Below are 17998 nucleotides of genomic sequence, written 5' to 3'. Positions count from 1 at the left end.
CTTATGCCGATCCGCGGCAAACTGTCGACCCCAAATGTTATGCTTGACAGCTTGTCTGACAATCATAACAATCCCGGCCGCTGGCGCGGGGTCCCCTCGCCGCAGCGATTGCGGCCGACACGGCCCGCGATCGGCACGAGATCAACGACCACAAGATCAAGAAGGCGCGCCCCGTTGGGGGCCGCGCGACAGGGAGTGAACGATGGCAGGAGAAACGCTCGGCGTGATCGGCACGGGCCGCATGGGCGGTCCCATGGCGGGACGATTGATGGACGCGGGCTATTCGCTCGTCATCTACGACACGCAGGCCGAGGCCACCCAGCCGCTGGTCAAGCGCGGCGCGCTGCTCGGCAAATCGCCGGCCGACGTCGCCTCTCGCGCCGACATCGTGCTCGCCAGCCTGCCGACGCCCGACATCGTCAAGGCGGTCACGCTCGGCCAGGACGGCATCAGCAGCGGCAATCGCGCGAAGATCGTGGTTGACCTGTCGACCTCGGGGCCCGGCGCGGCAAAGCTCGTCGCCGAAGGCCTGAAGGCCAAGGGCATGACGCTGGTCGATGCGCCCGTGAGCGGCGGCATCAAGGGCGCCGTCAACGGCACGCTGGCCGTGATGGTCTCGTGCCCGCAGGCGACCTACGAGACCGTGCAGCCGATCCTGAAGAACTTTGGCAAGCTGTTCTACACCGGCGACAAGCCCGGCGTGGCGCAGACCGCCAAGCTCGCCAACAACCTGATGGCGGCGGCGGCGCTGGTGATCACCTCGGAAGCCGTCGCGATGGGCGTCAAGGGCGGCGTCAACGCCAAGGTGCTGATCGACATCATCAACGCGTCGAGCGGCCGCAACAGCGCCTCCGAGGACAAATTCCCGCGCGCGGTGCTGCCCGGCACGTTCGATTTCGGCTTCACCACCGGCCTCTCCTACAAGGACGTCCGCCTCTGCGTGGACGAAGCCGAGGCCATGGGCGTGCCGATGGTCTGCGGCGCGGTGGTGCGGCAGATGCTCGCGATCACCAACGCCAAATACGGCGCCTCATCCGACTTCACCTCGATCGCGAAGGTGCTCGAGGAGTGGGCCGGGATCGAGATGCGCGGCTAAGCGCACGAACGTTCAGGGAGAGCTGCCCGCGATGACGATCGGCCCGACCGGATCAGGCAAGCCATCGCTCGCGCGCCAGATGGCGCGGAGCGTGCTTGCGCTCGGTCTCGGCGATTTCGGACCTGAAGTCGTCGCGAAGGCAAAACTCTGCCTGCTCGACTTCTTGTCCTGCGCCTTCGAGGCGGGCCATCATCCCTGGAGCCGCCAGGCGGTCGCGATTGCGCAAGGCGGCGGCCATGCAACGATCGTCGGAACGTCGCAGCTGTCCTCGCCGGCCGACGCGGCCTTCGCCAATGCCGTCATGGGGCATGGCCTCGTGCGCGAAGACATGCATGCGGCCAGCATCGCGCACCACGGCGTCGTGATCTGGCCGGCCCTGCTCGCGCTGTCGGAGCAGGCGCCGCTGCGCGGGGACAGGCTGCTCGCGGCCGCCATCATCGGCTACGAGACCGGCGCACGGATCGGCCGCGCGCTGCTGACGTCCGACCTCGCGCGCCTCTATCGGCCGACCGGCCTCGTGGCGCCCCCGGGCGCGGCGCTCGCAGGCAGCTTTGCGCTTGGGCTATCCGAGGACCAGGCGACCAGCGCCATCGCGATCGCGGCCAACACCTCCAGCGGACTCAATGAATGGCCGCATGCCGGCGGCTCCGACATGTATTTCCATCCGGGCTTTGCGGCCGGCAACGCGATCAGGGCGGTCGGCCTCGCCGCGGCCGGCGCGTTCGGCTCGGAAACCATCCTCGAAGGCGAGGCCGGCCTGTTCGCCGCCTATCGCCGGCAGGCCGCCCCCGAGAGCATCGCGCTGTTTCCGGACGGCGAATGCGAGATCATGGCCGTCTACAACAAGCCGGTCCCGGCCTGCAATTTCGCGCAGACAGCGGCCCAGGCGGCGCTTCGCGTCTCGCACGAGCTTGGCAGCACCGAGGAGATCGACCGCGTCGTCATCCGCACGCCCGACGCAGCAGTGCGCTATCCCGGCTGCGACTCCATGGGACCGTATCGCAACGCGCTCCAGGCCAAGATGAGCATTCCGTTCAGCGTCGCGGCAACGCTGGCGCGGGGCGACATCGAGGAAGACAACTACGCCGAGCTCGACGATGCCGACATCGTCCGTCTCGTTGCGATCACCGAGCTCAAGGCCGACGCCGGTTTCACCGCCGCCTTCCCGGCCAAGCAGGGCGCGGAGGTCACCGTGCGACTGCGTGACGGCCGGAGCATCCGGCACGCATTGCCCGACGTCATCGCGGCAACGCCGTCAGATATTCGCACACGCTTTCGCGGCGCGGCAGCCGCAGTCCTCGGTGAGGACCGCGGCTGCCTGCTCGAGCAACTCATCGACGATTGCGAGCGGCTCGGCAATGCCGGCGACATCGCCGCGCAGTGCCGCCTCAACGCAACGGAACGGACTTTACGATCGGCATCATGAGAAATGCCGGAGAGTACGGGGGAGACATGTTTGGCTCGGAGACCAGCCTAGAATCGCCGGCTGCGCGGAGACAGGGCTGATGGAGGGATTCTTTCAAGCGCTCGCCGCGGGCCTTCTGATCGGCGCCGTTTACGGCCTGATGTGCGTCGGGCTCGGCCTGATCTTCGGCGTCATGCGCGTCATCAACTTCGCCCATGGCGATTTCATGATGCTCGGCATGTACACCGCCTTCTATCTCTTCACGGCCGCCGGCGTTCAGACGGTGTTCGGCAACACGGTCGGGCCGTTCGTCGCCATCCTCCTGGCCGGCCCCGTGCTCGCCCTGTTCGGCTATTTCGTGCATCGGACGCTGATCTCGCACGTCTCAGGGACGCGCACCGCTTCGCTCGAGGGCGAAGGCCATTACGCCCAGCTCATCCTCACGCTCGGCATCGCGCTGATCCTGCAGAACGGCGGCCTCATCGTGTTCGGCTCGGTGCTGGCCTCGATCCGCACGCCGCTGTCGAGCTCGGCCTGGGAGCTCGGCCCCTTCTTCGACATGAGCATCTTCCTCAACAAGGCGCGCAGCATCGATATGATCGTGTCGCTGGCGCTCATGATCCTGCTCTCGCTCTTGATCACGCGGACTCGGATCGGCAAGTCGCTCCGCGCCGCCGCGGACAATCCGACCGCCGCGACCTATATGGGCATCGACGTCGACCGCGCGCACCGCACCGCCTTCGCGCTCGGCTGCGGCATCACTGCCATTGCCGGCGGCCTGCTCGCCACCAACTACCCGTTCCATCCCTTCGTCGGCCTCGAATACGTCATCGTGATGTATGCCGGCGTCGTGCTCGGCGGCATGGGCAGCATCATCGGCGCGTTCTGGGGCGGCATGACGATCGGCCTCGTGCAGCAGATGTCGACGCTGATCCTGCCGACGCAGCTGCAGAACGCGGCGATCTTCGCCGTCTTCCTCCTCATCATCTTCTTCCGTCCGCAAGGCTTCTTCGGACGCATGGTCGAGAGGACGTGACCATGCTCCGGATGCGATCCCTGCTGCCTCCCCTGCTCTTCACGCTCGCCTACGCGCTCGTATCGCTCGGCGTCACCAACTCCTACTACCAGCTCATCCTGACGCTGGTGCCGGTGTGGGCGGTGTTCGGGCTGTCGTGGAATTTGCTCAGCGGCTACACCGGGCTGATCTCGTTCGGCCACGCCGCCTTCTTCGGCATCGGCGCCTATGCGACCGCGCTCGGCCAGATCTATTTCGACATCTCGCCCTGGCTGCTGATCCCGGTCGCGGCCATGCTCGGCGGCGTCGCCGGGCTCCTGATCGGCTTTCCGACCTTCCGTTTGCAGGGCCATTACTTCGCGCTGGCGATGCTCGCCTACCCGCTCGCCATCCTCTACGTGTTCGAGTGGCTCGGCTTCCAGGAGGTGACGCTTCCGATCAAGCGCGACGCGCCGGTCGCCTATATGCAGTTCGCCGATCCCCGCTTCTACACCCTGTTGGGGCTCGCCATCATGCTCGCCACCATCGTGCTGACGCAGGTGATCGAGCGATCCCGTTTCGGCATGGCGCTGCTCGCGATCAAGCAGAACGAGGCCGCCGCCGAGGCTGCCGGAATCAACACGCTGGCCTGGAAGCTGCGCGCGATCACCTTGAGCGGAGCGATCGCGGCCGCCATCGGCGGGTTCTACGCGCAGGTGCTGCTGGTCGTGACGCCGCAATCGGTGTTCGGCATGCTGGTGTCGGCACAGGCGTTGACGGTCGCGATGTTCGGCGGCGTCGGCACGGTGTGGGGGCCGGTGATCGGCTCGGTGATCCTGATCCCCCTTGCCGAGATCCTGCACGCCGAAGCCGGCGCGCGCATCCCCGGCATTCAGGGCGTGATCTTCGGCATTGCCATCGTCTGCGTCATCCTGATGGCGCCGGAAGGATTATTCTGGAAGCTGCGCGATCTCCTGCGCAAGCGCAGCGCGCCCAAGCCGACGGTCGACGTCACGCCGGAAGCAGCTGCCGCCAACATCACGGCGCTGAAGCCCGTGGCGCGGCAGCGCGCCGCCAAGGGCGACGTGATGCTCGAGGTGAAGAACCTCTCGCGTTCGTTCGGCGGCCTCAAGGCCGTGCAGGACGTCAGCTTCAAGCTGCACAAGAACGAGATCCTCGGCATCATCGGGCCCAACGGTGCCGGCAAGACCACGCTGTTCAACCTGCTCAACGGCTTCCTGAAGCCGAGCCAGGGCGAGGTGCTGATCGACGGCCGCGACATGTCGGGCCAGCGGCCGCATGTGATCTGCGAGGCCGGCGTCGGCCGCACCTTCCAGGTGATGCGGCCGTTCCTTCGCATGTCGATCCTCGACAACGTCGTCGTCGGCGCCTATGTCCGCGCCCGCACCGACGACCAGGCGCGCAAGTTCGCGGCCGACGCGGTTGCCCGCGTCGGGCTCTCCGCGGTCGCCGATCGTGTCGCCGGTGAGCTCTCGACCAAGGAGCTGCGGCTGATGGAGCTGGCCCGCGCGATCGCCGGCCAGCCGCGCATCCTGCTGCTCGACGAGACGCTCGCGGGTCTTGGCCACGGCGAGGCCGACGAGGTCGTCGCCGTGATCCAGCAGCTCGCGCGCGACGGCATGACCATCGCCATCATCGAGCACACCATGCAGGCGATGGTGCGCCTCGTCGATCGCTTCCTCGTGCTCGACCACGGCGCCGTCATTACCGAAGGGCTGCCGGAGGTGGTGACGCGCGACAGCCGTGTCGTCGAGGCCTATCTCGGCAAGAAGTGGGCGGGCCATGCTGCGAATTGAGGGATTGAGCGCGGGCTACTCCGCAAAACCCGTTTTGAACGACGTCTCGATCGAGGTCGGCGCCGGCCAGTTCGTCGCCATCGTCGGCCCGAACGGGGCCGGCAAGACCACGCTGTTCAAGACGATCTCCGGCATCGTCAAGCCGAGCGGCGGCACGATCATTTTCGACGGCGTCGATTTGCTCGCGGTGCCGCCACCGCAGCGCGCCCATCTCGGCATCGCCCACGTCCCGGAGGGACGCCAGGTCTTCCCGTCGCTGACCGTGATGGAGAACCTGGAAATGGGCGCGATGACCGAGAGCGGCCGGCGCGACTGGCAGAGCAACATCGAGCGGATCTTCGAATGGCTGCCGGTGCTGAAGGAGCGCCGCGATCAATTCGCGGGCACGATGTCCGGCGGCCAACAGCAGATGCTGGCGATCGGCCGCGGCCTCGCCTCCTCGCCGAAGCTCCTGATGCTGGACGAGCCCTCGATGGGGCTGGCGCCCTCGACCGCGGACTTCATCTTCGAGCGGCTGATCGAGATCCGGCGCCAGTCCGGGCTGACCATGCTGCTGGTCGAGCAGCGCGTCGCAGAAGCGCTGGAATCGGCCGATCACGGCTACGTCCTCGAAGCCGGCCATGTCGTGCTCCAAGGCAACAACGCCACGCTGCGCGCCGACGATCGCGTGCGGAAAGCCTATCTCGGCATGTGACGAACATAAAAACAGAGATCAGGGAGAAACAAGATGAACGAGACTTCAAAAGGACTGAGTCGTCGCACCGTGCTGTCAGGCGCTGCCGCCGTCGGCCTTGCCGGCGTGGCCCGTGCGCAGACACCGGCCGAGGTGAAGGTCGGGCTGATCGTGCCGCTGTCGGGCATCTACACCCGCCCCGGCCAGGTGATGAAGATGGGCGCCGAGATGGGCATCGAGCACATCAACGCGCAAGGCGGCATCAAGGCGCTCGGCGGCGCCAAGCTGAAGCTCGTCGTGATCGACTGCGGCGACACCACCGAGAAGGCCAAGAACGCCGCGCAGCGCATGGTGGCGCAGGAGCCCGATCTCGTCGCCGCCACCGGCGCCTACCTTTCTTCCTTCACGCTCGCGGTCACCGAGGTGACCGAGCGCGCCGAACTGCCGGTGCTGACGCTGTCCTATTCGGACCTTTTGACCGATCGCGGCTTCAAATACATCTTCCAGACCGCCGCGACCGCGAGCCGACAGTCCGAGCTCGGCCTGCCGACGCTGATGAAGCTCGCCGAGAACGCCTCGGGCAAGAGGCCGAAGACCGTGGCGATGCTGATGGACAACACCGCGACCTCGGTCGCGACGGCCAAGGCGCTGAAGGACAAGCTGTTCGCGCAGGAAGGCCTCCAGCTCGTGGTCGAGGAAGTCTGGACCCCGCCGCTGTCGGATGCGACGCCGCTGATCCAGAAGGTTCGCTCGGCCAAGCCCGACCTGTTGCTGTTCATGCCGAATGCGGTGTCGGACGCCAAGCTCGGCCTGGAGAAGATCAGCGAGTTCGGCCTCGGCCAGGGCAAGATCCCGACCGTGTCCTTCAGCATCACCATCGCCGAGCCCGACATGCTGCAGAGCGTGAGCCCGGAGACGGTGCAAGGCATCATGACCATCGTCGCCAATTGGGGCTCGAAAGGCCACGAGGCGCTGATCGCCGAGCTCAAGGCCAAATACAAGGAGCCCTGGATGACGCAGAACGTCATCTCGACCTATGGCGACATGTGGCTGATGAAGGAAGCGTTGGAGAAGGCCGGCAAGGCCGACCGCAACGCGGTCGCGCAGGCCTTCCGCACCATGGATGCCGGCCCGTCGAAATACTATCCGGGCGGCCAGCTCAAGTTCGACGAGAAGGGCCGCCGCGTCGGCGCCGGCGTCGTCATCGTGCAATGGCAATCGGGCGTGCCTGTCACCGTTTACCCGCCCGAGCTCGCGCAGGCGCAGCCGTTCTGGCCGAAGAAATCCTAAAGCATCGCGCGATTTTCAGGGAGGAGGATTGTCATGACTGCAAAAAGCAAGATCACGATATCGCGGCGAACCCTGCTGGCCGGCGCATCCGGCACGCTGATCGCATCCCGCGCGGCCTGGGCGCAGCAGCCATCGGAGGTGAAGGTCGGCCTGCTGGTGCCGATCTCCGGCCTCTATGCCCGTCCGGGAACGGTGATGCGCGAAGGTGCCGAGATGGCGATCGACCACATCAACGCGCAAGGCGGCGTCAAGGCGCTCGGCGGCGCCAAGCTGAAGCTCGTGGTGCTCGACTCCGGCGACACCACCGAGAAGGCCAAGAACGCCGCGCAGCGGATGGTGGCGCAGGAGACCGATCTGGTCGCGGCCAGCGGCGCCTATCTGTCCTCGTTCACGCTCGCCGTGACCGAGGTGACCGAGCGCGCCAACCTGCCCATGCTCACCCTCTCCTATTCCGACCTGATCACCGAGCGCGGGTTCAAGTATGTGTTCCAGACCGCGGCCACCGCGGGCTCGCAGGCGAAGCAGGCGTTGCCCCAGCTCATCAAGCTGGCGGAGACGGCCTCCGGCAAGCGGCCGAAGACGGTCGCGATCCTGACCGACAACACCGGCGCCTCGATCGCCTCCGCCAAGGCGATGCGGGAGGGCCTGCTGGCCGAGAACCAGCTGCAGCTGATCGTGGACGAGACCTTCACGCCGCCGCTCGCCGACGCGACGTCGCTGGTGCAGAAAATCCGCTCGGCCAAGCCCGACCTGCTGTTCTTCCTGCCGACCGTGATCTCGGACGCCAAGCTGCTGCTGGAAAAGATGAACGAGTTCGGCCTCGGCCAGGGCAAGATTCCGACGATCTCGTTCGGCATCGCGATCGCCGAGCCGGACATGCTGCAGACCGTCAGCCCCGAGCTGCTCCAGGGCGTGTTGACCTGCGTCGCAAGCTGGGGCGCCAAGGGCCATGAGGCACTGATCGCCGAATTGAAGACCCGCTACAAGGAGCCGTGGATGACGCAGAACGCGATCTCCACCTATGGCGACATGTGGGTGATCAAGGACGCGCTGGAGAAGGCCGGCAAGGCCGATCGCGTCGCCGTCGGCGAAGCGTTGCGCACCATGGATGGCGGTCCTTCGAAATATTACCCGCTGGGCGAAATCAAGTTCGACGAGAAGGGCCGCCGTGTCGGCGCCGGCATGACCATCGTGCAATGGCAGGCCGGCGTGCCGGTGACGGTGTTCCCGCCCGAGCTCGCGCTGGCAAAGCCGTTCTGGCCCAAGAGCTGACCCAGGAGCTGACCCAGGAGCTGATAGCGCCCGAACAGGAAACGGAGACCACAATGGACAAGGCGACTTACGACCGCGGCCTCGAAATCCGCAAGAGCGTGCTCGGCAACGAATTCGTTGACAAGGCGATCGCATCCGCGGACGAGTTCAACCGCCCGATGCAGGACCTGACCACGGAATATTGCTGGGGCTACGTCTGGGGCCGCGAAGGCCTGACACGAAAGACCCGCAGCTTCCTCAATCTGGCGATGCTCTGCGCGCTCAACCGTCCGCACGAGCTGAAGACGCACGTCCGCGGCGCCCTCGCCAATGGCGCGACACGCGAGGAAATCCGCGAGGTCTTCATGCAGGTCGCGATCTATTGCGGCGTGCCGGCCGGTGTCGATGCGTTCCGCAACGCGAAGGAAGTCTTCGCCGAGCTCGACAAGACGTAGCGGGAGCGTGGCTGTGATGAAGGGCAAATGGGCACTCGTGACCGGCGCAACCGCGGGCCTGGGCTTCGGCATCGCGGAAGGCCTCGCCGGTGCCGGCGCCAACATTGTCCTTCACGATCTCGTCGCGCCGCAGCAGGCCGCTGATGATCTCAGTGCCCGCTTCGGCGTCGAGGTCGTCGCGGCCGGCGCCGATCTGTCCCGGCGCGAGTCGATCGCGGCCATGATGGCGGACCTGCTCGACCGCTGCGGCGCCATCGACATTCTCGTCAACAACGCGGTCGTCAGGCATTTCTCCGCGATCGAGCAGTTTCCGCCCGATCGCTGGGACGAGGCGCTCGCCGTCAATGTGTCGGCGCCGTTCCACCTCATCCGCCTGGCGCTGCCGGCGATGAAGCGGCGCGGCTGGGGCCGGATCGTCAACCTGGGCTCGATCTATTCGAGCCGTGCGGTCGAGAACCGCATCGACTACGTCACCACCAAGACGGCGATTCTGGGCCTGACCCGCGCCGTCGCCATCGAGACGGCGCGCAGCGGCATCACCTGCAACACGCTCTGCCCCGGCACGCTGCCGACGCCCGCGATCCTGAACAAGATCGCGACGTTGGCGGAGACCAGCGGCCGTCCCGTCGAGGACGAGACGGCCGACTATCTCGGCGCGCGCCAGCCGACGCAGCGCTTCATCAAGCTGGAGGCCGTCGCGGCCATGGTCGTCTTCCTCTGCGGTCCGGCCGCAAACGACATCACCGGCGCCAGCCTGCCGATCGACGGAGGCTGGTCGGTGGCATGAGCACTTGGAAATGGGAGTGTTGCGATGACTGAACGATCAGGCCAGACCGCCGTGCTGACCGGTGCTGCCGGCGGCATGGGGCGCGCCATCACCAGGGCGTTGCTGGACAGCGGCCGCCGCGTCGTGCTGGTCGACCGCGACGCCAAGGCGCTTGAAGAGCTGGCGGCCACAGCGGGCGATGCGGTGTTTCCGGTCCAGCTCGACGTCAGCGACGCCAAGGCCGTCGATCGCCTCCCCGATGCCATTCCCGGTCATTTCAAGCCGGTCGACATCCTCATCAACAATGCCGGTCACGACATCGGCGGGCGGACGCGGTTCGACATCGGCGCCGCGGACGACTGGTCCAACATCATCCAGACCAATCTGATCGGCCTGATGCGCGTCACGCGGGCGATCCTGCCCGGCATGGTCCAGCGCAATGCCGGCCATGTCGTCAACATCAGCTCCATCAACGCGGTGCGGATCGTGCCCGACATGGCGGCCTACAGCACCAGCAAGGCGGGCGTGCACATGTTCACCGAGACCCTGCGGGGCGAGCTGGCGGACACCGCGATCCGGGTCACCGAGCTGCAGCCCGGCCTGACCCGGACCAACATCATCCTGACCCGCTACCGCGGCGATCAGCAGAAGGAGAAAGACTATTTCGACCAGTTCAGGATGGCGCTCGATCCGGCCGATATCGCGCGGTCGATCGTCTTCGCCCTTGACCAGCCCGCCCACGTACAAATTGCCGAAATGATGATTCTGCCTGTAAACCGGTACTGATTTTTCCCAACCAGGACCAGGACATGGAAAGACGTCGCGAATTGCAGTCGACCCTCCGCATCGAGGACGTCCCGACCGTCCGGGCGATGGTGGCGCAGAAGCTGCGTGCGGCGATCATGTCCGGAACGCTGAAGCCGGGCCAGCGCCTGGTCGAGCGCGAGCTGTGCGAGATGATGGGCGTCAGCCGCCCCTCGATCCGCGAAGCGCTGCGTGCGCTGGAGGCCGATGGGCTGGTCAACACGGTGCCGCACCGCGGCCCCGTGGTGTCCACGATCAGCCTCGAGGAGGCACGGCAGCTCTACGCCGCACGCGCGGTGCTCGAAGGTTTTGCCGGCCGCGAATGCGCCAGGCTGCACGATCCCGAGGTCGCGCGCCGGATCGGGGAAGCGCTGACGCGGTTGAAGGCGGCCGCGGCCAAGCAGGATCTCGTCGGCAGCCTCGAAGCCAAGACCGATTTCTATGCGGCCTTGATCGGCGGCTGCCGCAATACCTTCATCGAGCGCATGCTCAAGCCGCTGCACGACCGCATCCAGCTGCTGCGGATCACCTCGATGTCGCAGCCGAAGCGGATCAACAAGAGCCTGCGCGAGGTCACCGCGATCTGGCGCGCGATCCAGAACGGCGACCCTGACCTCGCCGAGCGTTGCTGCGTCGACCACATCAACGCGGCTGCGGTGGCCGCGCTCGACATGATCGAAAAATCGTCGGCAGCCAAGGAGGCGGCGCCTTCCGACGACTAGAACAATGCCGCCAGGGAGTGTTCGATGAAGTTTCTCGTACGATCGCTGTTCCTGCTCCTTCTGCTCTGCCCTCGTGACGCGGCGATCGCGGACGAGTATCCGGCCCGCCCGGTCACGGTCATCGTGCCGTTCTCTGCCGGCGGTCCCGGCGACGTCATCGCACGCATCCTCGGCAGCGCCATGAGCGCGACGCTGAAACAGTCCGTCGTCATCGAGAACGTCGTCGGCGCCGGCGGCACGCTCGGCACCAACCGCGTCGCCAAGGCGGCCCCCGACGGCTACACGCTGCTGCTGATGCATGTCGGCCAGGCCACCGCCCCTGCCCTCTATGCCAAGCTTCCGTTCGACCCGGTCGGCGACTTCGCCACGATCGGGCTCGTCACCGACGTGCCGATGATCCTGGTGGCGCGGCCGAACTTTCCCGCCAAGAATCTCGGCGAGCTGATCACGCAGATCCGAGGCGCCGGCGACAAGATCACCTTCGGCAATGTCGGTCTCGGCTCGGCCTCGCAGCTCTGCGGCCTGATGTTCATGAGCGCCACCGACACCAAGCTCACGCCGATCTACTACAAAGGCGGCGGACCGGCGCTGAACGACGTCATCGCGGGCCACATCGACGTCTATTGCGATCCCGCGACCGGACCGACGCCCTATATCCAGTCGAGCACGATCAAGGGCTACGCGATCACCAGCAAGACGCGCGTGGCGACGCTGCCTGACGTGCCGACCTCGACCGAAGCCGGCGTTCCCGCGTTCGACGTGACGACGTGGTACGGTCTCTACGCACCGAAGGGCACGCCGAAACAAGTGGTCGACCATCTCGTCGGCGCGCTGCAGACGGCGCTGAAGGACCCTGCCTTGATCAGCCGCTTTGCCGAGCTCAGCATGGCGCCGGTCGAGCCCGAGCGCGCCACGCCGGAGGCGCTGGAGGCCTTCCTGAAAGCCGAGATCGTCAAATGGGGGCGGATCATCAAGGCGGCTGGAATCGAGCCGCAGTAGCCATCGGCCTGAACGGCGCGATGGCGCAAGGCCGATCGCGCGCGATGCAGCCAAGCTCGAAGCCGTGAACGAGCGAGCCCGCACGCTCACGTCCTCGAGCACGGCGCCGAGCCGCGGGGCGACGGAGACACCGCCGGCGCACGGATGCCCCAGCACCCAATAGACGGCGCTTCAAACCTGTCGGCGGCCGCCCGCAACGGCGGCTGCATTCCCCGGCGATGCCTCAAAGCAGCTTGACAGACGGCCGCCTGTCGCATGTTATGTTATAACATAACATATTCGATCCAGATGCCCAAGTCCCAGCGCCGTCGTCCTATCCCATTGAAAAGGCTGTTCGATCTCCATGCGGAAACTCCCCGTCACCGTCTTGTCCGGCTTCCTCGGGGCTGGAAAGACCACTTTGTTGAACCACGTCCTGAACAACCGGCACGGCTTGAAGGTGGCGGTGATCGTCAACGACATGAGCGAGGTGAACATCGATGCGGATCTGGTCCGCGATGGTGGTGCGAACCTGTCCCGGACCGATGAGAAGCTCGTCGAGATGACGAACGGCTGCATCTGCTGCACGCTACGTGATGATCTCCTGAAGGAGGTGCGCGCCCTCGCCGAACATGGCCGCTTTGATTATCTGCTGATCGAGTCGACGGGTATCTCCGAGCCGCTGCCGGTCGCGGCGACCTTCGATTTCCGCAACGAAGACGGCGACAGCCTCTCCGACGTCGCGCGGCTCGACACCATGGTCACCGTGGTCGACGCGGTGAACCTGCTCAAGGACTATTCATCGACCGACTTTCTCGAACAACGCGGACAGGCGCTCGAGAACGACAACCGCGCGCTGGTCGATCTGCTGGTCGAGCAGATCGAGTTCGCCGACGTGATCGTGCTCAACAAGGTCGATGACGCCGCGCCGGAGCAGCGCGAGGCGGCACGAAAGATCATCCGCGCGCTCAATCCGGACGCCGACCTCATCGAGGCCAATGACGGCCACGTGGCCTTCGACCGCATCCTCGACACCGGCCGCTTCGAGTTCGAAAAGGCGCAAGCGCATCCGCTCTGGTTCAAGGAGCTCTACGGCTTCACCGATCATGTGCCGGAGACCGAGGAATACGGCGTGAAGCACTTCGTCTATCACGCCCGCCGCCCGTTCGATCCCACCAGATTCGACCAGTTCATCAAGCAACCCTGGCCGGGCGTTATCCGCGCCAAGGGTCATTTCTGGCTGGCGACGCGGCCGCAATGGCTCGGCGAGATCAGTCAGGCCGGCTCGATCATCCGCACGCAGGCTCTCGGTTTCTGGTGGGCGAGCGTGCCCGCGGAACGATGGCCGGACGACGCGTCGTGGCGGGCGCGGCTGCGCACGAACTGGAGCGACGTCTATGGCGATCGTCGTCAGGAGATCGTGTTCATCGGCACCGGCATGGACGAGGGCTCGATCCGTTCGCGTCTCGATGCATGCCTCGTATCGGGGGCGCCCGCCATGCAGGTCGCGGATTGGGCAAAGCTTGCGGATCCGTTCCCGATCTGGCGGCGCGCAGATGAAGCCGCCTAGGCGGGAAACCGAGATGGAAAACGTCGTTCGTTTCGTCCCGAAATCCGAGCTCGAACGCGAGCGTCTGATCCGCGAGGCCCGCGCCATCTACGACAGCATCTTCCCCCCGGTCACGGTGGCCGGCAGGCAAGTCGATGATCGTCCCGAACGGAGGACGCCAGCCCGCCCCGTGGCCGATACGGATTCGTGACAGCACGCACGCAGACATCGGGGTGGAATCGGCTTGCGGCGCTGACTGACGAGGCGTAATTTTCAATCCTACGCAGCTCATTCGAAAGCTCCTATCGGGTTCGGCCAAGCGGGAGAGAGCAATGGCGGATGTCCCATGGCACCTTTCCGGTGACTATTTCGAGAATTGCAGCTGCAGCATCGTGTGTCCCTGCCTGGTGTCGGCCGCGCCCCCGTTGACCGCCCGACCGACCGAGGGCTTCTGCAACGTACCGCTGATCTTCCATATCGAGAGCGGCCGCTATGGCGATATCGCGCTCGATGGATTGAATGTGCTCGTCATCCTCCATGCGCCTGGGGTCATGGCAGACGGAGATTGGTCGGTGGCCGCCTATATCGATCAGCGCGCCGATGACGAGCAGACCGAGGCCCTCGCTGCGATCTTCACCGGCGGTGCCGGCGGTCCGATGGCCGCGTTCTCGCCGCTCATCAGCAAGAACCTCGGCGTACGCAAGGTCCCGATCACGTTCCGGATCGACGGCAAGACGCGGTCCGCGGAAATCCCTGGCATCCTGCACATGTCCGTCGACCCCTTGCCAACCATGCATCCGAGCGGGGAGATGTGGGCGAACATCGGCCATCCGGTCAGCCCCGATGCCATGGTGATGGCCGTCGGCGCCCCGGGCAATACCTTCAGCGATCATGGCATGCGCTGGGATAATTTCGGCAGAAACGGCCTCTATGCGCCGATCCGCTGGTCGAACCAGCCGTGATGTAAACATCCGACACCGGCCAGCTTCAGGGCCGGCAATTTCGATCACAAATGACGGACAGCCCATTCGAAACCGTGCTGCGGCGCGATCGCTGGATCGTCAGCGGGGCGATCACCCTCATTGTCGTGCTGGCATGGAGCTATGTGGTCTGGCTCGCCAACGACATGGACATGGGCGGCATGGACATGACCGACTTCCGCATGATCCCGGCCGGGACCGGAATCATGCTGCCGGCCACCGAGCCGTGGCGGGCGATCGAGTTCGCTTACGTGTTCCTGATGTGGGCGGTGATGATGGTCGGAATGATGGCGCCCTCGGCTGCGCCCATGATTCTGATGTACGCCCGCGTGGGCCGACAGGGCAAAGCGCGGGGCAAGCCGTTCGCCGCGACCGGATGGTTTGCCGCCGGTTATCTCCTCGCCTGGTGCGGCTTCTCGCTGGCAGCCACCTGTCTGCAATGGGCGATCGAGCGGGCAGCCCTGCTGGATTCACGGATGACGATCGCGAGCAACCTGTTCGGCGCCATCGTGCTGATCGCGGCGGGTCTCTATCAATGGACACCGCTCAAGGACGTCTGTCTCGCCCAATGCCAATCGCCGTTTCTGTTCCTGATGCGTCACGGCGGCTTTCGCAGCGATCCGCGCGGCTGCCTGCTGCTGGGACTTCGGCACGGAGGCTATTGTGTCGGCTGCTGCTGGATCTTGATGACGCTGCTGTTCGTGGGCGGGGTGATGAACGTGCTCTGGATTGCGCTTTTGGCGCTGCTTGTCCTGTTGGAGAAACTCACGCCGGTCGGACGTTGGATCGCGCGCGCCGCCGGCATTGCATCTGTGGCCGCGGGCGCTTGGCTGCTGGCGTCGGGGCCGCGATGAGCGAGGAACGCGGCAATCTCCGGGCTCAAGCCCGGAAAACTCAATGATCTTAAATGGATAATGAGCCTTGGTGCGCTCGGAGGGACTCGAACCCCCACGATTTTACTCACTGCCACCTCAAGGCAGCGCGTCTACCAGTTCCGCCACGAGCGCTTTGGGGATGCCGGCTTGAGGCTTGAGGGCCGGCCGGATCAACGGCGCCGATCTAACAAATCCATCAGAGGGGTACAAGCCTGCAAAGCCCCTGAATTCCACAAGCTTTGCAGGAAAATTCTGGCCGCTCGCCCGAATCGGCCCGGCTGGACGCCCAGCCCCTACCGCGTGCCGGGGTCGCTACAGCGTACCCGGGTCGCTACCGCGTGCCCGGCGAACGCGGCAGCATCTGCTTGACCTCGACCGCGATGCGGTTGCGATCGACCAGCACGACGCCGGAGGCGACGGGGAGATTATTGGCCAAAACCTTGACCTCGTCGGCCTCGGTCGCGTCGAGCTCGATGATGGCGCCGCGGGAAAGACGTAATACCTGATGGATCGGCATCGTGGTCGTCCCGAGGACGACCATGAGATCCACGGTGACTTTATCGAGGGTGGGCACTGTCAGGACCGCCGCAACTTGGGACTGGGACTTGAATTCTGGGGCTTGGCCGAAGGACTTGGCATTTGCTCCCGAGATCATCACCACGTTATGGTTAGCCAATGGTTAATTCGCCTCAAAACCCGCGCCAACAGCTCGATTTGACGCCGTTTTCCGCCGCAGGCGGCGCGCCCGTCGAGTGGCGAATCTCGGATGCGCCGGTGCCCTACCCGGAAGCGGTGGCCGCCATGGAAGCCCGGGTTGCCGCCATCGCGGCGGGCGACGCCCCCGAGCTGGTCTGGCTGCTCGAACACCCCCCGCTCTACACCTCCGGCACCTCGGGCAAGGAAGGCGACCTGCGCGATCCCCGATTCCCGATCTTCGCCACGGGGCGCGGCGGCCAGCTCACCTATCACGGGCCCGGCCAGCGCGTGGCCTACATCATGCTCGACCTCAAGCGCCGCCGGCCGGACGTCCGGGCCTATGTCGCGAGCCTGGAGGAGCTGATCCTGCGGACGCTCGCCGCCTTCAACATCCGCGGCGAGCGGCGCGAGGACCGGGTCGGCGTCTGGGTCAGGCGGCCCGACAAAGGCGAAGGCTTTGAGGACAAGATCGCGGCGATCGGCGTGCGGCTGAAGCGCTGGGTCTCGTTCCACGGCATCGCCATCAATGTCGAGCCGGAGCTGGCGCATTTCGCCGGCATCGTGCCGTGCGGCGTCGTCGATCCCCGCTACGGCGTCACCTCGCTGGTCGATCTCGGCCAGCTCGTGAGCATGGAAGATGTCGACATCGCGCTGCGCCAGGCGTTCGAGGAGCTGTTCGGACCAACCCGCGCGCTGCTGCCGGAAGCAGCCGCCTGACATTTTCCTGTTCGAGCCTCGTCGCGCGAGCTCTCCGCTTCTCGCGGAATCGGCTATGCTCGTCTCAGGCGCCGCCCACGCCTCCCCCCTCCACCGGGAAAGCAGACCTCATGCCGGGCGATGAGATCACCGGCCGACTGTTCGAGCGCTGGGCATAAGGAGGGATTGCATTTCAGCTCGCAACGGGAGGTTTGGACGATGAGACTCTCTGCGCCGATCTATCATCTGAAACGACAAGCAAAGCGCCTGTCCCGCGAAGCGGGCATTCCCCTGCACGACGCGCTCGATCGCATCGCCGAGACGGAAGGCTTTTCCGCCTGGAGCATGCTGGCAGCAAAGGCCGCCGCGCTGACGCCCGCGAGCAGGCTGTTCCCACAATTCCACGCGGGCGACCTCGTGCTGGTCGGCGCGCGGCCCGGTCAGGGCAAGACGCTGATGAGCCTCGAGCTTGCGGTGGAAGCCATGAGGTCGGGTCATCGTGCGGCGTTCTTCTCGCTCGAATACACCGAGAAAGACGTGCTGGATCGGCTGCGCGCGATCGGCGTGGAGCCGGCGCAGTTCGACAGATCATTCGAGATCGATTGCTCCGACGCCGTCAGCGCCGACCATGTCGTTAAGCAGATGGCCACAGCGCCCCGCGGCACGTTCGTGGTGATCGACTATCTGCAACTGCTCGACCAGAGACGCGAAAACCCCGATCTGACCGTTCAAGTGCGCGCATTGAAATCGTTCGCACGCGACCAGGGGCTGATCGTCGTCTGCATCTCGCAGATCGATCGATCCTACGATCCCGCGGTCAAGCCCTGCCCTGATATCACCGACGTCCGCTTGCCGAACCCGCTGGACCTGACGCTGTTCGACAAGACGTGCTTCCTGAACAATTGCGAAGTTCAGTTCAGAGCGGCGGGCTGACTGCAACAGGCCGCGGGT

At 65.6% G+C, this 17998-nt stretch carries 19 protein-coding genes and 1 tRNA gene; 18 read left to right on the top strand and 2 right to left on the bottom strand.

What is annotated here, in order from left to right:
* Positions 1-202: 202 nt before the first annotated feature.
* From CO669_RS06330 to CO669_RS06255, 16 genes are all read left to right on the top strand, one after another.
* Positions 203-1096, top strand: a complete 894-nt coding sequence (locus tag CO669_RS06330; RefSeq protein WP_097658873.1) for an NAD(P)-dependent oxidoreductase — start codon at positions 203-205, stop codon at positions 1094-1096.
* Positions 1097-1127: 31 nt separating this feature from the next.
* Positions 1128-2522 carry an MmgE/PrpD family protein gene (locus CO669_RS06325; protein ID WP_097658872.1) on the top strand — a complete coding sequence of 465 codons (1395 nt, stop codon included), beginning with the start codon at positions 1128-1130 and terminating at the stop codon, positions 2520-2522.
* A 79-nt stretch (positions 2523-2601) separates the two neighbouring features.
* Entirely contained in the window at positions 2602-3537 is a 936-nt protein-coding gene (locus CO669_RS06320; RefSeq protein WP_097658871.1) for a branched-chain amino acid ABC transporter permease, read from the top strand.
* A gap of 2 nt (positions 3538-3539) precedes the next feature.
* A complete protein-coding gene (locus tag CO669_RS06315) occupies positions 3540-5312 on the top strand; it encodes a branched-chain amino acid ABC transporter ATP-binding protein/permease (RefSeq protein WP_198963864.1) in 1773 nt (590 codons plus the stop codon).
* A complete protein-coding gene (locus tag CO669_RS06310; protein ID WP_097658869.1) occupies positions 5299-6006 on the top strand; it encodes an ABC transporter ATP-binding protein in 708 nt (235 codons plus the stop codon). Before CO669_RS06315 ends, CO669_RS06310 begins: the two co-directional genes overlap by 14 nt.
* A 33-nt stretch (positions 6007-6039) precedes the next feature.
* Positions 6040-7275, top strand: coding sequence for an ABC transporter substrate-binding protein (locus CO669_RS06305; RefSeq protein WP_097658868.1), 1236 nt, complete (start codon positions 6040-6042; stop codon positions 7273-7275).
* A 33-nt stretch (positions 7276-7308) separates the two neighbouring features.
* Positions 7309-8547 carry an ABC transporter substrate-binding protein gene (locus tag CO669_RS06300; RefSeq protein ID WP_097658867.1) on the top strand — a complete coding sequence of 413 codons (1239 nt, stop codon included), beginning with the start codon at positions 7309-7311 and terminating at the stop codon, positions 8545-8547.
* A 53-nt stretch (positions 8548-8600) separates the two neighbouring features.
* Positions 8601-8981, top strand: a complete 381-nt coding sequence (locus tag CO669_RS06295) for a carboxymuconolactone decarboxylase family protein (protein ID WP_097658866.1) — start codon at positions 8601-8603, stop codon at positions 8979-8981.
* A 16-nt stretch (positions 8982-8997) separates the two neighbouring features.
* Positions 8998-9768 (top strand): SDR family oxidoreductase, encoded by a 771-nt coding sequence (locus CO669_RS06290; protein WP_097658865.1) that lies wholly within the window; start codon positions 8998-9000, stop codon positions 9766-9768.
* Between the two features lie 24 nt (positions 9769-9792).
* On the top strand, positions 9793-10533 hold the full coding sequence (locus CO669_RS06285) for an SDR family oxidoreductase (protein WP_097658864.1): 741 nt from the start codon (positions 9793-9795) through the stop codon (positions 10531-10533).
* A 23-nt stretch (positions 10534-10556) separates the two neighbouring features.
* Entirely contained in the window at positions 10557-11273 is a 717-nt protein-coding gene (locus tag CO669_RS06280) for a GntR family transcriptional regulator (RefSeq protein WP_097658863.1), read from the top strand.
* A 24-nt stretch (positions 11274-11297) separates the two neighbouring features.
* On the top strand, positions 11298-12272 hold the full coding sequence (locus CO669_RS06275; RefSeq protein ID WP_097658862.1) for a tripartite tricarboxylate transporter substrate-binding protein: 975 nt from the start codon (positions 11298-11300) through the stop codon (positions 12270-12272).
* A 343-nt stretch (positions 12273-12615) separates the two neighbouring features.
* Entirely contained in the window at positions 12616-13821 is a 1206-nt protein-coding gene (zigA, locus tag CO669_RS06270; protein WP_097658861.1) for a zinc metallochaperone GTPase ZigA, read from the top strand.
* A gap of 13 nt (positions 13822-13834) precedes the next feature.
* The gene (locus CO669_RS35620; RefSeq protein ID WP_158228739.1) at positions 13835-14011 is read left to right on the top strand and encodes a hypothetical protein; all 177 of its coding nucleotides are present in this window, start codon (positions 13835-13837) and stop codon (positions 14009-14011) included.
* A gap of 121 nt (positions 14012-14132) precedes the next feature.
* Complete coding sequence (locus CO669_RS06260) at positions 14133-14762, top strand: DUF1326 domain-containing protein (RefSeq protein ID WP_097658859.1); 630 nt, start codon at positions 14133-14135, stop codon at positions 14760-14762.
* Positions 14763-14812: 50 nt separating this feature from the next.
* Complete coding sequence (locus tag CO669_RS06255; protein ID WP_097658858.1) at positions 14813-15634, top strand: DUF2182 domain-containing protein; 822 nt, start codon at positions 14813-14815, stop codon at positions 15632-15634.
* 68 nt (positions 15635-15702) lie between these two features.
* On the opposite strand, the gene CO669_RS06250 is transcribed toward CO669_RS06255, so the two are convergent.
* A tRNA-Leu gene (locus CO669_RS06250) sits at positions 15703-15787 on the bottom strand.
* 199 nt (positions 15788-15986) lie between these two features.
* A complete protein-coding gene (locus CO669_RS06245) occupies positions 15987-16229 on the bottom strand; it encodes a FliM/FliN family flagellar motor switch protein (protein WP_018647371.1) in 243 nt (80 codons plus the stop codon).
* A gap of 101 nt (positions 16230-16330) precedes the next feature.
* Between CO669_RS06245 and lipB the strand changes: the two genes are divergently transcribed.
* Together lipB and CO669_RS06235 are read left to right on the top strand one after the other, a co-directional pair.
* Entirely contained in the window at positions 16331-17068 is a 738-nt protein-coding gene (gene lipB / locus CO669_RS06240) for a lipoyl(octanoyl) transferase LipB (protein ID WP_097658857.1), read from the top strand.
* A 198-nt stretch (positions 17069-17266) separates the two neighbouring features.
* Positions 17267-17980 (top strand): DNA helicase, encoded by a 714-nt coding sequence (locus CO669_RS06235; RefSeq protein ID WP_198963863.1) that lies wholly within the window; start codon positions 17267-17269, stop codon positions 17978-17980.
* The last annotated feature ends 18 nt before the right edge of the window (positions 17981-17998 follow it).

This window comes from Bradyrhizobium sp. Y36 (genome assembly GCF_002531575.1).
Classification (GTDB): domain Bacteria; phylum Pseudomonadota; class Alphaproteobacteria; order Rhizobiales; family Xanthobacteraceae; genus Bradyrhizobium.
This window is presented reverse-complemented; position numbering and strand designations above follow the sequence as displayed.